At 74.5% G+C, this 13,336-nt stretch carries 14 protein-coding genes; 8 read left to right on the forward strand and 6 right to left on the reverse strand.

Annotated features, from left to right (window positions below):
* Positions 1 to 7 precede the first annotated feature (7 nt).
* From PO879_RS14950 to PO879_RS14970, 5 genes are all read left to right on the forward strand, one after another.
* Positions 8 to 1,009 (forward strand): sigma-70 family RNA polymerase sigma factor, encoded by a 1,002-nt coding sequence (locus tag PO879_RS14950; RefSeq protein ID WP_278235647.1) that lies wholly within the window; start codon positions 8 to 10, stop codon positions 1,007 to 1,009.
* A 48-nt stretch (positions 1,010 to 1,057) separates the two neighbouring features.
* Complete coding sequence (locus tag PO879_RS14955; protein ID WP_278235648.1) at positions 1,058 to 1,513, forward strand: CrcB family protein; 456 nt, start codon at positions 1,058 to 1,060, stop codon at positions 1,511 to 1,513.
* Positions 1,510 to 1,896 carry a fluoride efflux transporter CrcB gene (gene crcB / locus PO879_RS14960; RefSeq protein WP_278235649.1) on the forward strand — a complete coding sequence of 129 codons (387 nt, stop codon included), beginning with the start codon at positions 1,510 to 1,512 and terminating at the stop codon, positions 1,894 to 1,896. Before PO879_RS14955 ends, crcB begins: the two co-directional genes overlap by 4 nt.
* Before the next feature lie 64 nt (positions 1,897 to 1,960).
* Positions 1,961 to 2,962 (forward strand): 5'-3' exonuclease, encoded by a 1,002-nt coding sequence (locus PO879_RS14965; protein ID WP_278235650.1) that lies wholly within the window; start codon positions 1,961 to 1,963, stop codon positions 2,960 to 2,962.
* A gap of 44 nt (positions 2,963 to 3,006) precedes the next feature.
* Entirely contained in the window at positions 3,007 to 3,771 is a 765-nt protein-coding gene (locus tag PO879_RS14970; protein WP_278235651.1) for a VOC family protein, read from the forward strand.
* A gap of 18 nt (positions 3,772 to 3,789) precedes the next feature.
* Here the strand turns inward: PO879_RS14970 and PO879_RS14975 are convergent, their stop codons facing one another.
* From PO879_RS14975 to PO879_RS14990, 4 genes are all read right to left on the reverse strand, one after another.
* Positions 3,790 to 4,530: a copper homeostasis protein CutC gene (locus PO879_RS14975; RefSeq protein WP_278235652.1), complete on the reverse strand. Its 741-nt coding sequence runs from the start codon at positions 4,528 to 4,530 to the stop codon at positions 3,790 to 3,792.
* Positions 4,531 to 4,589: 59 nt separating this feature from the next.
* Positions 4,590 to 7,244, reverse strand: a complete 2,655-nt coding sequence (locus tag PO879_RS14980; RefSeq protein ID WP_278237565.1) for a phosphoenolpyruvate carboxylase — start codon at positions 7,242 to 7,244, stop codon at positions 4,590 to 4,592.
* Positions 7,245 to 7,389: 145 nt separating this feature from the next.
* Positions 7,390 to 8,214, reverse strand: coding sequence for a hydroxymethylpyrimidine/phosphomethylpyrimidine kinase (locus PO879_RS14985; RefSeq protein ID WP_278235653.1), 825 nt, complete (start codon positions 8,212 to 8,214; stop codon positions 7,390 to 7,392).
* Positions 8,215 to 8,258: 44 nt separating this feature from the next.
* Positions 8,259 to 8,489, reverse strand: coding sequence for a hypothetical protein (locus PO879_RS14990; RefSeq protein WP_278235654.1), 231 nt, complete (start codon positions 8,487 to 8,489; stop codon positions 8,259 to 8,261).
* 90 nt (positions 8,490 to 8,579) lie between these two features.
* Here PO879_RS14990 and PO879_RS14995 point away from each other — a divergent pair, with 90 nt between their 5' ends.
* Positions 8,580 to 9,365 carry a deoxyribonuclease IV gene (locus PO879_RS14995; RefSeq protein WP_278235655.1) on the forward strand — a complete coding sequence of 262 codons (786 nt, stop codon included), beginning with the start codon at positions 8,580 to 8,582 and terminating at the stop codon, positions 9,363 to 9,365.
* 188 nt (positions 9,366 to 9,553) lie between these two features.
* On the opposite strand, the gene PO879_RS15000 is transcribed toward PO879_RS14995, so the two are convergent.
* Positions 9,554 to 10,228, reverse strand: coding sequence for a response regulator transcription factor (locus tag PO879_RS15000; protein ID WP_278235656.1), 675 nt, complete (start codon positions 10,226 to 10,228; stop codon positions 9,554 to 9,556).
* On the reverse strand, positions 10,225 to 11,490 hold the full coding sequence (locus PO879_RS15005; RefSeq protein ID WP_278235657.1) for a histidine kinase: 1,266 nt from the start codon (positions 11,488 to 11,490) through the stop codon (positions 10,225 to 10,227). The genes PO879_RS15000 and PO879_RS15005 overlap by 4 nt, the downstream gene beginning before the upstream one ends.
* A gap of 129 nt (positions 11,491 to 11,619) precedes the next feature.
* Here PO879_RS15005 and PO879_RS15010 point away from each other — a divergent pair, with 129 nt between their 5' ends.
* Together PO879_RS15010 and PO879_RS15015 are read left to right on the forward strand one after the other, a co-directional pair.
* The gene (locus tag PO879_RS15010) at positions 11,620 to 12,519 is read left to right on the forward strand and encodes an ABC transporter ATP-binding protein (protein WP_278235658.1); all 900 of its coding nucleotides are present in this window, start codon (positions 11,620 to 11,622) and stop codon (positions 12,517 to 12,519) included.
* Entirely contained in the window at positions 12,516 to 13,331 is an 816-nt protein-coding gene (locus PO879_RS15015) for an ABC transporter permease (RefSeq protein WP_278235659.1), read from the forward strand. Before PO879_RS15010 ends, PO879_RS15015 begins: the two co-directional genes overlap by 4 nt.
* Positions 13,332 to 13,336: the final 5 nt, after the last annotated feature.

A 13,336-nucleotide genomic window follows, 5' to 3' on the forward strand; every position in this document is an offset into this window, starting at 1 on the left:
GTGAGGCATGACACAGACGGCCTCCCCGGACGCCGGCACCTCTCGCGACCTCGCCGCACGGCTCGAGGTCCACCGCCGTGAGCTGACCGGCTACTGCTACCGGCTGCTGGGCGGTGCCGCGGACGCCGACGACGCGGTGCAGGAGACGATGCTGCGGGCCTGGCGCGCGTACGACCGGTTCGAGGGGCGGTCCTCCCTGCGGTCCTGGCTGTACCGGATCGCGACCAACGTGTGCTTCGACGCGCTCGGGTCCGCCAGGCGGCGCGAGCGCCCCATGGGCATCGGCGGCCCGCAGCCGGCCGAGATCGAGTACCTGGGCGAGACCCTCACCGAGGAGCGCTGGGTCGAGCCCGTGCCGGACGACGCCGTGCTGCCCCGCGAGGGCGACCCGGCGGACATGGCCGTGGGCCGGGAGTCGGTCCGGCTCGCCTTCGTCGCAGCGCTGCAGCACCTGCCGCCGCGGCAGCGTGCGGTGCTGGTGCTGCGGGAGGTGCTGCGCTGGTCGGCCGCCGAGACGGCCTCGCTGCTCGACACGACCGTGGCCTCGGTGAACAGCGCGCTGCAGCGGGCCCGCGCGACCCTCGGGTCGAAGAACCTCTCCCGGGACGCCGACCGCTGGGGCGAGGTCGACGAGGCACTGCTCGAGCGGTACCTCGACGCGTTCGAGCGGTACGACATGGACGCCCTGGTCGCGTTGCTGCACGACGACGCGGTGCTCAACATGCCGCCGTACACGCTGTGGGTGTCCGGTCCGGCGGAGGTCGTGCGCTGGATGGTCGGCCCGGGCCACGGGTGCCGCGGGTCGCGGTGCCTGCGCGTGCACGCCAACGGCTCGATGGCGTTCGGGCAGTACCGGGCCGCGCCCGAGGGCGGCTGGACCCCGTGGGGGCTGGTCGTGCTCGAGGACGACGGCGCCGGCCGCATCACGGGGATCACCACGTTCCTCGACACGGCCACCTGGTTCCCCCGGTTCGGGCTGCCGGACCGGCTGCCGGCCGAGCACGCGTAGCCACGGTCGGGTGGACCTCCGCCGGGTGGTCACCCGAGGATGGGCACCGTGACCGCCGACCGCGCCCCGCACCGGGACCTCCGGCTCCTCGCCCTGGTGGCGGCCGGAGGTGCTGCCGGTTCGATGGCCCGCTACGGGGTCGGGCTGCTCCTCCCGCCGTCCTCGGGCGGCTGGCCGTGGGGCACCTTCGCGGTCAACGTCCTCGGCGCGTTCCTGCTCGGCTGGCTGCTCGAGGCGGTCGCCCGCCGAGGCCCGGAGACTCCGCGGCTGCGACGGGTCCGGCTGTTCGCGGGCACGGGTGTCCTGGGCGGCTTCACCACCTACTCCTCCCTGGCGTTGGAGACCACCGGGCTCACCGGGGACGGCGCCTGGCTCGTCGCGGCCGGCTACGTCGGGGCCACGCTGGTCCTCGGCACCCTGGCGGCGCTGCTGGGCGCGCTCCTCGGCCTGCGGGGCCGACGCAGCACTCTCGGGCGCCTGCTGCACCCGGAGGAGGGCCGGTGAGCGGGCTGCTGGGGGCGCTGCTCGTGGGGCTCGGCGGCGGGCTCGGTGCGGCGGCCCGCTTCTGGCTCGCGGACACGATCAAGGCGCGACGCCCGGACGGATTCCCGTGGGGGACCTGGCTCGTCAACGCGCTCGGGTCGTTCCTCATCGGCCTGGCGGCGGGATGGCTGGCCCTCGGCACGGCGGGGCCCGCCTGGGAGCTCTTCCTCGTCGTCGGGGTGTGCGGCGGCCTCACCACGTTCTCGACGTCGATCCTGGAGACCGCGGCGATGCTGCGCACAGGCCGCCCCGCCCGGGCCGTGCTGCACGCGCTGAGCACGCTGGCGGTCTCGGTGCTCGCCGTCGTCGCCGGGCTCGGGCTGGTGGCGGCGCTGCTCGGCTGAGGGCCCGCGTGCGGGTGGCGCGCCCCGGGTGCCGGCACGACCGGCGAGGTGGAAGGCTGGCCCCATGCGCCTCCTGCTGCTCGACACCGCGTCGCTGTACTTCCGCGCCTACTTCGGGATGCCGGACTCGCTGCGCTCCCCCGACGGCCGACCCGTCAACGCCGTGCGCGGCCTGCTCGACATGATCGCGTTCCTCGTCGCCGAGCACCGGCCCGACCGCCTGGTGGCCTGCTGGGACGACGACTGGCGCCCGGCGTTCCGCGTCGAGGCGATCGGCACGTACAAGGAGCACCGGGTCGCCGAGCTGCGCGCCGACGGACCCGACGTCGAGGAGATGCCCGAGGACCTGCGCGCCCAGATCCCGGTGATCGTCGACGTGCTCGCCGCGCTGGGCATCGCCCGCGTCGGATCGCCCGGCTTCGAGGCCGACGACGTGATCGGCACGCTCGTCGCCCGGGAGCTCGCCGGCCGGGGTTCCGGCGCTCCGGGGGACGACGGCGGCACCCCGGCCGACGGCGGCACCCCGGACGCGCACGCTCGCTCCGGCCCGGACGTCGGCATCGTCACCGGCGACCGCGACCTGTTCCAGCTCGTCGACGACGACGCCGGGATCGCCGTCCTCTACCCGGCCCGCGGCGTGCGGGACCCGGACGTCGTGGACCAGGCACGGCTCGCCGAGAAGTACGGCGTGCCGACCGGCACGGCCTACGCCGAGATGGCGGTCCTGCGCGGCGACCCGTCCGACGGACTCCCCGGCGTGGCCGGCATCGGGGAGAAGACCGCGGCCAAGCTGCTGGCCGCGTTCGGGACCCTGGACCGTGTGCTTGAGGCGGCGGCCACCGGGGAGAAGGGCGTCACGCCGTCGCAGCGCACCCGGATCGCCGCCGCGGCGGACTACCTCGCCGTGGCCCCCGGCGTCGTCCGCGTGGCCGACGACGCCCCGCTGGAACCGTTCGACGACACCCTGCCCGACGCTCCTGCCGACCCCGAGGCTCTGGACGCGCTGGCCGCCCGGTGGGGCCTCACCTCGAGCGTGCACCGGGTGGTGAGCGCCCTGCAGGCGTGATGGTCTGTGGGGACCCACCACGCCGTCGGAACGGAGCCCCTGAGATGCCCCCTGTGGAGAAGCTGCCCGAGGGGGCGCCCGGCTGGATGGACCTGGCCGCCACCGACCTCGACGCCGCGGTCGCCTTCTACACCGCGCTGTTCGACTGGGAGCACCGGGATCTCGGTGAGCACTTCCGGCACTACGGGCAGTTCACGCACCGCGGCGCGCCCGTTGCGGGCATCGTGCCGCTGCAGGGCGACGAGCAGACGCCGGGCTGGCACGTCTACCTGTGGACGACGGACGCCGAGGCCGTCGCCGGTCGGATCGGCTCCCACGGCGGCACGGTCGACGTCCCGCCGCAGGACGTGCCCGGGATGGGCCGCTACCTGTTCGCCACCGACCCCGTCGGCGGGCAGATCGGCTGCTGGCAGGCCACCGGGCACCCGGGTTTCGTCCGGCTGGCCGAAGCCGGTGCGCCGTGCTGGTTCGAGCTGTGGACGACCGACTACGACACGGCGCTGCCGTTCTACCGCGACGCGCTCGGCTGGGACGTCCACGAGATGCCCGGCGGGGACGACTTCCGCTACGCCACGCACGGCGCCGAGGACGCGGCGACCGCGGGACTCTTCGACGCCGCCGCCGTGCTCGGCGAGCACGGCCGCCCGACCTGGATGGTCTACCTCGGTGCGGCGGACGTCGACGCCGCGGCCGCGCGGGCGGTCGACCTCGGCGGGACCGTGGCCGACGCCCCGGCCGAGACGCCGTACGGACGGATGGTCGACGTCGCGGACCCGAACGGTGCGCCCCTGCGGATCATCGCCGCCTGACCCGCCCCGGAGCCCGGGTCATCGCGCGACGCTCAGGGCGGCGGCTGCTGCGGCGGCCACGACCGGGTCGGTGACCTCGTAGCCGCTGCCTCCCCCGCCGCCGGGCCCGCCGTCGTCGGTCACGACGCGCTTGGCGGACAGGTGCACGGCGTCCACACCGGCCTCGACGAGCACGGGGACGTCAGTGACCCGCACGCAGCCGCCGGCCATGACCTGGACGGCACCGTCGAGGACGTCCCGGCTGTGGACGGCGCAGGCCCGCAGCCGGTCGACCCCGTCGGCGCAGCGGGGCGCCCCGCCGGAGGTGAGGACCCGGGTCACGCCGAGCCCGGCCAGCGCGTCCAGGGCGGCCGTCGGTGCGGCGAGCTGGTCGAACGCGCGGTGGAACGTCACCTCGGTGCCCTCGGCCGCCGCCACCAGCTCGCGCAGCGCGACCGTGTCCACGGTGCCGTCCGCGCTCAGCGCGCCGACGACCACGCCGTCCGCTCCGGCAGACACCGCAGCGGCGACCTCGCGCACCTGCACGTCCAGCTCGCCGTCGACGAGGACGAACCCGCCGGGTCGCGGCCGCACCAGCACGTGCACCTCGACCGCGGTGGCCCGCTCCACGGCCGCGGCCAGCAGCCCGGGACCCGGCGTCATCCCGCCCGTCGCGCCCAGGGCGGCGCACAGCTCCACCCGACGGGCACCGACCGACGCCGCGACCTCGACACCGGCGACGTCCTGGACCGCCAGCTCGAGGGCCGGCGCCGCGGACACGCCGGGACCGGCTCCCGCGGGCGCCGCAGCACCCGCGGGAGCCCCGCCGTCGGACACCGTCAGCCCGTGTTCTGCACGCCGGCGGACACGCCGTTGACCGTCAGCAGCAGCAGGTGGCGCCAGCGGTCCTTGTACCCGCCGTCGACCCACTCGCCCTCGTCCAGCGACAGCCCCTCGCTCGCACCCTGCGTGCGCAGCGCCCGCAGCGCACGGACCTGCAGCAGCGACAGGGCGTCGACGTAGGGCGACCGGAGCTGCACGGCCCGGCCGAGCACGCGACGACTGGCCAGCGGCCACTGGTTGCCGGTCACCTTGAGCACCCACTCGTAGGTGAGGTGCATCTCGGTGAGCACCATGTCGGCCAGGTCGTCCCGGTCGCCGAGCGCCAGGTACATCCTCGCGATGCGCTCGTCCGCCTTCGCCAGGGACATCTCGATGTTGTCCAGCAGCGTGGTGAACAGCGGCCACTCCTCGTAGGCGGCCCGGAGCTGCTCCAGGTCGCCGTACTCGCGCAGCGCGGTGCCGAGGCCGTACCAGCCGGCGAGGTTGATGCGCGCCTGCGACCAGGAGAAGACCCACGGGATCGCGCGCAGGTCGTCCAGGGAGTTGACCGAGAGGCCGCGCTTGGCCGGGCGGGAGCCGATCGGCAGCAGACCGACCTCCTCCAGCGGCGTCACCTCGGCGAACCACTGCGGGAAGCCCTCGGACTGCACGAGCTCGTGGAACCGGGCCCGCGAGGTGGCGTCCAGCGCGGACGCCATGCCGGCGAACCGCTCGGTGGCCTCCGCGTTGCGCTTCTCCGTCGACGGTGCCGAGGCGAGCAGCGTCGCCGCGGCCACCTGCTCGATGTGCCGCGCGGCGATGGTCGGGTTGCCGTAGCGGGCCAGGATGACCTCGCCCTGCTCGGTGAGCTTGAACCGGCCGTCCACCGAGTGCGGCGGCTGGGCCAGCACGGCGCGGTTCGCCGGGCCGCCGCCGCGGCCGAGGGCACCGCCGCGACCGTGGAAGAGCGTCAGCGTGATGTCGTGCCGCTGCGCCCACTGCGCGATGCGGGACTGCGCCGAGTGCAGCGCCAGCGTCGCCGCCACCGGGCCGACGTCCTTGGAGGAGTCGGAGTAGCCGAGCATGACCTCGACGCGGCGGCCGTTCTCGGCCAGCCGCTTCTGGACCTGCGGCATCTCGAGCATCGCCTCGAGGATCTCCACCGAGTTCTCCAGGTCGGCGAAGGTCTCGAACAGCGGGATCGCGTCGACGACGGGCGGGTCGTCGGTGCCCTCGAACGCCAGGGCGGCCAGCTCGTACACGGCCGCCATGTGCTCCGGCGCCTGGGTGAACGACACGATGTAGCGGCGCGCGGCCCGCTGGCCGAACCGCTTCTGCACCGCGCCCAGGGCACGGAACGTGTCCAGCACCTCGCGGGTGCGGTCGGACAGGTCGCCGTGCACACCCTTGTCGTGGATCTCCTCCAGCGCGGCGGCGTGCACCTGCGAGTGCTGGCGGACCTCGATCTCGGCGAGGTGGAAGCCGAAGCTCTGCACCTGCCACACCAGCCGCTGCAGGTCGCCGTAGGCGGCGCGGTTCGCACCGGCCTCGACCAGCGAGTCCTGGACGATCTGCAGGTCGGCCTCGAGCTCGGCCGGCTCGCGGTAGGCCAGGTCGGCGTCGCGGGCGCGGGTCGCACCGACGCGGCCGGCGATGGCCAGCACGGCGGCACGGTGCGGCTCGTTCGGGGACTCCGCCGCCGCCTGGGCGGCCAGGTCCTCCGAGAGCTGGCGCATCCGCTGCCACAGCGCCTTGAGCTCGTCCGACGCCGGGGTGGACGCCTCCTCGAGAGTGAGCTTGCGACCGGTGGCCCGCGCCGCCTGCTCCAGCGCCGTGAGCGCGTGCTCGGCGGCCAGCGTGGCCGCCTGGCGCGTCACCTCGGCGGTGACGTTCGGGTTGCCGTCCCGGTCGCCGCCGATCCACGACCCGAGGTAGACGAACGGGCTCGCGACGGGCTTCGTCCGACCCGCGTCGCCGTCGAGCAGCCAGTCGTCCAGACGCCGGTAGACCTCGGGGTAGGTCTCGAACAGCGTGGCGTCGAAGACGCCCATCGCCGTCTTGACCTCGTCGAGCACGGTCGGCTTCGCGGCACGGATCGGCGAGGTGCGCCACATCGTGTCGATCTCGGCGATGAGCCGTCGCTCGTTCTCCGAGCGGGAGGTGCCGCCCAGCTCGACGGTGTCGCGGTCGGCCAGCAGGTCGGAGATGCGCCGCACGGCACCCGAGACGGCCCGACGGCGGGCCTCGGTGGGGTGCGCGGTCAGCACCGGGCGGAACTCGAGCTCGGACAGGCGACGCAGCGCCTCGTCACGCCCGACCTCCTCGGTCAGCTGGGTGAAGGCCGCCGGCAGCGACTCCTCGATCGCCGCCCCGGACTCCGCCTCGCGCTGCCGCAGCACGCGCACGCGGTGGTACTCCTCGGCCAGGTTCGCCAGGTGGAAGTAGCAGGTGAAGGCACGCGCGACCTGCTCGGCCCGCTCCAGGCTGTAGCCGGCGACGACGTCGGAGGCCTCGGCCAGCGCGGCACCGCCGTCGTCCACTCCGTAGGCGCGGATCGTCAGCTCGCGCAGGCGTTCGACGTCGTCGAGCAGGTCCTGGCCGCCGGCCTCGCGCAGGACGTCGCCCAGGAGGCCGCCGAGCAGGCGGATGTCGTCGCGCAGCGGGTCGGGCATCTCGTGACGGGCGACCACACGCTCGATCGCGCCCGTGCTCGGGCTCTGGTGTCCGTAGTTGTCGCTCACGCGCTTCAGACTAAGCGGAACCGCGCTTGAGACATAGTTTGCGTCCGCCAGGCGGGCGGACGACCGACGACCGACGTCAGCCGGTGAAGGCGCCCTGCCAGACGGTGTCGAAGGAGGTGTGCGCGGCGACCCGGGCACGGATGCCGGCCGTGACCATGTCCTTGGCGACCTCGACGGCCGCCGGGACGTCGGCTCCCTTGGCCAGCTCGGCGGTGATCGCGGCCGCGAACGTGCAGCCGGCACCCGAGACGCGCTCCTCGCCGATCTTCGGGGCCGTGAGCACCGTGACCTCCTCGCCGTCGAACAGGACGTCGACGGCGTCGGGGCCGGGCAGCTCGGCCCCGCCCTTGGCGACCACGTAGCGGGGGCCCGCGGAGGTGTCGAGCAGCGCGTGGACGCGACGGGCGGCCTCGGTCAGGTCGGCGACGTCGTCGATCCGGTCCATGCCCGCCAGCGTCGCCGCCTCGAACAGGTTGGGGGTGACGACGGTCGCGTGCGGCAGGACGCGCTCGCGCAGCGCCGTGTCGGTGTCGAGCGCGGCACCGGGCTCCTGGCCCTTGCAGATGAGGACCGGGTCGAGGACCACGTGCCGCCAGGGTCGCGTGGACACGGACTTCGCGACGACGTCGACGGTCGCGGGCGTGCCGAGCATGCCGATCTTCACCGTGTCGAGGTCGTGGGTGGCCGTGGCCGCCTCGATCTGGTCGACGATCACCTGCGGCTCGACCGGGACGAACCGGTGCGCCCAGTCGTTCAGCGGGTCGAAGGAGACGATGCAGGTCAGCGTGCCGACGCCGTAGACGCCGCGCTGCTGGAAGGTCTTGAGGTCGGCCTGGATGCCGGCGCCGCCCGTGGCCTCGGAGCCGGCGATCACGTAGGCGAGCGGGGGTGTGCTGGGCATGTCGACCAGCCTACGACGACGGTGACCCGGCCGGGACCGGCCGTTCAGAGCGTGCCGAGCAGGCGGGCGCGGGCGTCGGCACGCTCGACGTCGCTGATCCGGCCGGCGGCGTGCAGCCGGTCGAGGTGCTCCAGCCGCTGCTCGAGCAGTCCGGGCCGGTCGGTGGGCACGGAGGCGCCGCGCGCACCACCGCGGACGAGCGCCACCGCGATCGCGACCAGAGCGAGCGCGACGACGACCGGCACCAGCATGTTGGCCAGCATCACCAGGGACATCCGCACCCTCACCCGTCGACTTGGTTGACCGGAGACACCGTAGCGGACGCTCCCGAGGCGTCGTCGGACCCTGCTCGTAGGCTGTCGGGCATGAGCATGCCGATCGGTGCCCACGTCAGCCTCGCCGACGCCGTGACCGAGGCCCAGGAGATGGGGGCCGACGTCGTCCAGGTGTTCCTGTCCGACCCGCAGGCGTGGAAGGTGCCGCCGCTGGACTACCCGGGCGGGGCGGAGGCCTTCCGGACCGCGACGTCGGAGGCCGGGATCGACGTCGTCGTGCACGCGCCGTACGTCATCAACGTGGCCTCGACGAACAACCGCATCCGCATCCCGAGCCGCAAGCTGCTGCAGCAGATCATGACCGGCGCCGGCGAGATCGGCGCGCGGGGCGTGGTCGTGCACGGCGGGCACGTCACGGCGAAGGACGACCCGGCGAAGGGGTTCGACAACTGGCGCAAGGCGATCGAGGCGCTCGACACCGACGTCCCGGTGCTCATCGAGAACACGGCCGGGGGCGACCACTCGATGGCACGGCGGCTGGACCGCATCGCGGAGCTGTGGACAGCGGTGCAGCAGGCGGACAGCGACGTCGAGGTCGGCTTCACGCTCGACACGTGCCACGCCTGGGCCGGGGGCCTCGACCTGTCCACGGTGGTGGACGACGTGCGGGCGATCACCGGCCGGATCGACCTCGTGCACGCCAACGACTCGCGCGACGCCGCCGGCTCCGGGGCTGACCGGCACACGAACTTCGGGGCCGGCGAGATCCCGCCCGAGCTGCTCCTCGACGTGATCCGCGCCGCCGGTGCACCCGTCGTGTGCGAGACGAAGGGCGACGTCGCCACGGACATCACCTGGTTGCGCGAGCGCCTCTGAGCGTCCCGGCGGACGACGTCCCGGAGGCGGGCTCCGGCCAGGTCGGCCACGCACCGGTGAGCAGTGTCCTACCTCGTGGAGGAGTTGCCTACCTCGGCGAAGAATCGCCTACCTCGCGGAAGAGTTGCCTACCTCGGCGAAGAGTTGCCTACCTCGGCGAAGAGTTGCCTACCTCGCCGAGGACTTGCCTACCTCGCGAGTCCGGCGTCGTGCACGGCGATCGCCGCCTGCACCCGGTTCCCCGCCGCCAGCTTGTCGAGGATCCGCGAGACGTGCGTCTTCACGGTGGGCACGCTCATGTACAGCTCACCGGCGATCTCCGCGTTGGACAGTCCCCGGGCGAGCACGACGGCCACGTCCCGCTCCCGCGCGGTCAGGGTCTCCACCCGGCGGCGTGCCGCCCGGCGACCGACCTCCGACTCCGCGGCCGCGCCGCCCGAGACCCGGTCGATGAGCTGGGCCGTCACCGACGGCGACAGCGTCGGCTCCCCTGCCGCGGCCGCCCGCACGGCGGCGACCAGCCGGTCCGGCGGCGTGTCCTTGAGCAGGAACCCCGCCGCCCCGGCGCGCAGCGCCCGCACGACCATGTCGTCCGTGTCGAACGTGGTCAGGACGATCACGCGCGGCGCGTCGGCGTCCGTCGAGGCCAGCTGCCGCGTCGCCTCGATCCCGTCGACACGGGGCATGCGGATGTCCATGAGCACCACGTCCGGCCGGAGGCGGCGTACCAGGGCCACGCCGTCGTCGCCGTCCCCCGCGTCGCCCACGACCCGCACCTCGGGCGCCCCGCCGAGGATCAGGCCCAGCCCGGCCCGCACCAGGGGGTCGTCGTCCACCACCACCACGGAGATCGCGTCGGTCATGACGCCCACGGTAGCCACGCCCGCACCGCGAAGGAGTCGCCGGACGCGCCTGCGGTGAGAGACCCCCCGGCGAGCTCGGCCCGCTCCTCCAGACCCAGCAGGCCGAGCCCCGACGGCGACACCACCGCGCCGTCACCGCGGCGCGGCACGGGCTCCGCCTCCGCGACCGGGTTCGACACCGTGATCCACAGCCCCTGACCGGGGCCGCCCCGCAGCACCACCGACGCCGGCATCCGCGCGGCGTGCTTGCGCACGTTCGTCAGCGCCTCCTGCACGATCCGGTACGCGGTGCGGGACGTCGCCGTCGGCAACCGGTCCACGTCGACGGTGCGGTCGACCAGACGCACCGGCACCCCGGCGTCCCGGGTCGCGGCCACGAGCTCCTCGACGGCGGCCAGCGTCGGCTGCGGCCCCTCGGGCGGGCCCTCGGCGTCCGCACCGTCCAGCCCGCGCAGCACCCCGAGCACCTCGCGCAGCTCGCCGAGCGCCTCGTGGGCGCTGTCGCGGACCAGGCCGGCGGTCTCGGCGACCTTCTCCGGCGGCAGGTCGCTGCGGTACGCGAGCGCGCCGGCGTGCATCGCCACCAGCGACATGCGGTGCGCGAGCACGTCGTGCATCTCCCGGGCGATCCGCGCCCTCTCGTTCGCCCGTGCCTGGGCGACCCGGCTCGCCTGCTCGCGCTCCGCCGTCGCGACCCGCTCGTGCAGCTCGGCGACGTGCTCCCGCCGCAGCCCGACGTACGCGCCGATCCAGACCATCAGCGCGAACAGTCCGACACCGCTGGCGACGTCGACGACCCAGGTCGTGCCGTCGTCCACCGGGTAGAGGACCCCGTAGGCCCAGCCGCCCACGACGAAGACCACCCCGACCAGGCCGATGCGCCACCAGCGCCGGTGCGTCGCGAGCGAGACCACCGCGAGCGTCAAGGGTCCCGAGGCGAACACCGAGACCGTCGACGCCGCCGCGATCAGCAGCGCGACAGCCGTGGGGAACCGGTGGCGCAGCACCACCAGACCGAAGCAGAGCAGCCCCACGGCGATGTCCAGGGCGAGGCGGTCGGGGCTGGACGCGCGCTGGCCGGTCTCCACCTCCCACACGACCGCACCGGCCACCAGCATGCTGACGGCGAAGGCCGCCAGCAGCCGCCACGTCTCGGCCCAGACCCGCCGCCACCGGACCGGAGGTCCGTCCGGCGCACCGGCGGCCGGGGACGGAGCGTCGCTCGGGTCGACCCGGTACGGGTCGGCGGACGGGGTGGGCACGTGGCGAGCCTAGGCCGCGGCCCGACGCCGGGCATCAGCCGAAGGGATGAGCCGGAACCTCCGACCGGACGAGACGGACCCGCCGCACGGGCGATGTGCGCGCCCGCGTCCGGACGGGAGCCTGAGGGCATGATCACCGTGGAGCACCTGACCAAGAGGTACGGCCCGGTCCTGGCCGTGGACGACGTCTCGTTCACGGCCGATCCGGGGGTCGTCACCGGCTTCCTCGGCCCCAACGGCGCCGGCAAGTCGACCGCCATGCGCATGATGTGCGGCCTGACACCGCCGACGAGCGGCACGGCCCGCGTCCTCGGCCGGCCGTACGCGGCCCTGGCCAACCCTGGACGGCGCGTGGGCGTGCTGCTCGACGCCTCGGCCCAGCACGCCGGTCGCACCGGCCGCGAGACGCTGACGCTGTCGGCGCTGCTGACCGGGGTCGACCGGCGCCGCGTCGACGAGGTGCTCGACGTCGTCGGGCTCACTCCCGCCGAGGCCGGACGTCGTGTGCGCACCTACTCGCTGGGGATGCGTCAGCGGCTCGGCCTCGCGACCGCGCTGCTCGGAGATCCCGACGTCCTGATCCTCGACGAGCCCGCCAACGGCCTCGACCCCGCCGGCATCCGGTGGATGCGGGACCTGCTGCGCGACTTCGCGGGCCGTGGCGGCACCGTGCTGCTGTCCAGCCACCTGCTGGCCGAGATCGAGCAGGTCGCCGACCGGCTCGTCGTCATCGGCCGCGGCCGGGTCGTGGCGGAAGGCACCAAGGACGAGCTGCTGCGCGCGGCCGGCATGGTGGTCCGCTCGCTGGACGACGTCGCCCTGGCCGCCGCGCTGCGCCGCGCCGGCGTCGACGTCGAGCCGGGTGCCCAGGGCGGGCTGGCCGTCGCCGCGGACGCCGAGACCGTGGCGCGGACCGCCGTCGGCGCGGGCGTCCTCGTGACCGAGCTGCGCCCCGCCGACTCCCGCGGGCTGGAGGAGCTGTTCCTCGAGCTCACCGCCGCGGACGCCCGCGAGGAGGTGGCGGCATGAGCGCCGTCGACCAGACCCGGACCGGCCACCGCCCCGGCACGCGCACCGGCGCGCGCACCGCGGCCGAGATCCGCCCCGTCCCCTTCTCCCGCCTGACGCTGGTCGAGTGGCGCAAGCAGCTCGACACCCGGGCCGTGCGGTGGCTGTTCGTCACCATCGCGCTGCTGACGGCCGGCGTCGTCACCGTGACGGCCCTGGTCGGCGAGGGCGACGTGTCGTTCGAGACGTTCGTCTCGAACACCTCCACACCCCTGGCCATGCTGCTGCCGATCGTCGCCATCCTGGCCACCACGGCGGAGTGGTCGCAGCGCACCGCGCTGACCACGTTCACGCTCGAACCCCGGCGCGGGCGGGTCGTCGGGGCCAAGCTGCTGACCGCCGTCGGCTCCGGGCTGGCATTCTTCGTCGTGGCCGTGGGGATCGCCGCCGTCGCCCACCTCGGTGTGGTGACGCTGCGCGACGCCTCGCCGGACTGGGGACTCGGCGCGATGACCGCCGGCATGGCCCTGATGATCGTGCTGTGGATGGTCCAGGGCGTCGCGTTCGGCCTGGCGCTGCAGAGCACCCCGGCCGCGATCGTCGTCTTCCTCGCGGTGCCGACCATCGTCGGGGCGATCACGATGCTGCTGACCGCCTGGTCCGACGTGTGGCCCTGGCTCGACCTCTCCACGTCGTCCGTCCCGCTGATCATGGGCGAGCCGCTCGGCGGCACCGGGTGGGCGCAGCTGGCGACGTCGGCGGCGATCTGGGTCGGCCTGCCCCTGGCGGTCGGCGTCCGGCGCGTGCAGCGCGGGGAGGTCAAGACCTCCTGACCCGC

It is taken from the genome of Isoptericola sp. AK164 (genome assembly GCF_029643425.1).
Lineage (GTDB): Bacteria > Actinomycetota > Actinomycetes > Actinomycetales > Cellulomonadaceae > Isoptericola > Isoptericola haloaureus.

Excerpts from the sequence above, each read along its gene's own strand:
- PO879_RS14965 (WP_278235650.1), top strand. The coding sequence starts at position 1,961 with ATGCGCCTCCTGCTGCTCGACACCGCGTCGCTGTACTTCCGCGCCTAC.
- PO879_RS14985 (WP_278235653.1), bottom strand. The coding sequence starts at position 8,214 with ATGCCCAGCACACCCCCGCTCGCCTACGTGATCGCCGGCTCCGAGGCC.
- PO879_RS14970 (WP_278235651.1), top strand. The coding sequence starts at position 3,007 with ATGCCCCCTGTGGAGAAGCTGCCCGAGGGGGCGCCCGGCTGGATGGAC.
- PO879_RS15010 (WP_278235658.1), top strand. The coding sequence starts at position 11,620 with ATGATCACCGTGGAGCACCTGACCAAGAGGTACGGCCCGGTCCTGGCC.
- PO879_RS15015 (WP_278235659.1), top strand. The coding sequence starts at position 12,516 with ATGAGCGCCGTCGACCAGACCCGGACCGGCCACCGCCCCGGCACGCGC.
- PO879_RS14990 (WP_278235654.1), bottom strand. The coding sequence starts at position 8,489 with ATGTCCCTGGTGATGCTGGCCAACATGCTGGTGCCGGTCGTCGTCGCG.
- PO879_RS14995 (WP_278235655.1), top strand. The coding sequence starts at position 8,580 with ATGAGCATGCCGATCGGTGCCCACGTCAGCCTCGCCGACGCCGTGACC.
- PO879_RS15000 (WP_278235656.1), bottom strand. The coding sequence starts at position 10,228 with ATGACCGACGCGATCTCCGTGGTGGTGGTGGACGACGACCCCCTGGTG.
- PO879_RS14950 (WP_278235647.1), top strand. The coding sequence starts at position 8 with ATGACACAGACGGCCTCCCCGGACGCCGGCACCTCTCGCGACCTCGCC.
- PO879_RS14980 (WP_278237565.1), bottom strand. The coding sequence starts at position 7,244 with ATGCCCGACCCGCTGCGCGACGACATCCGCCTGCTCGGCGGCCTCCTG.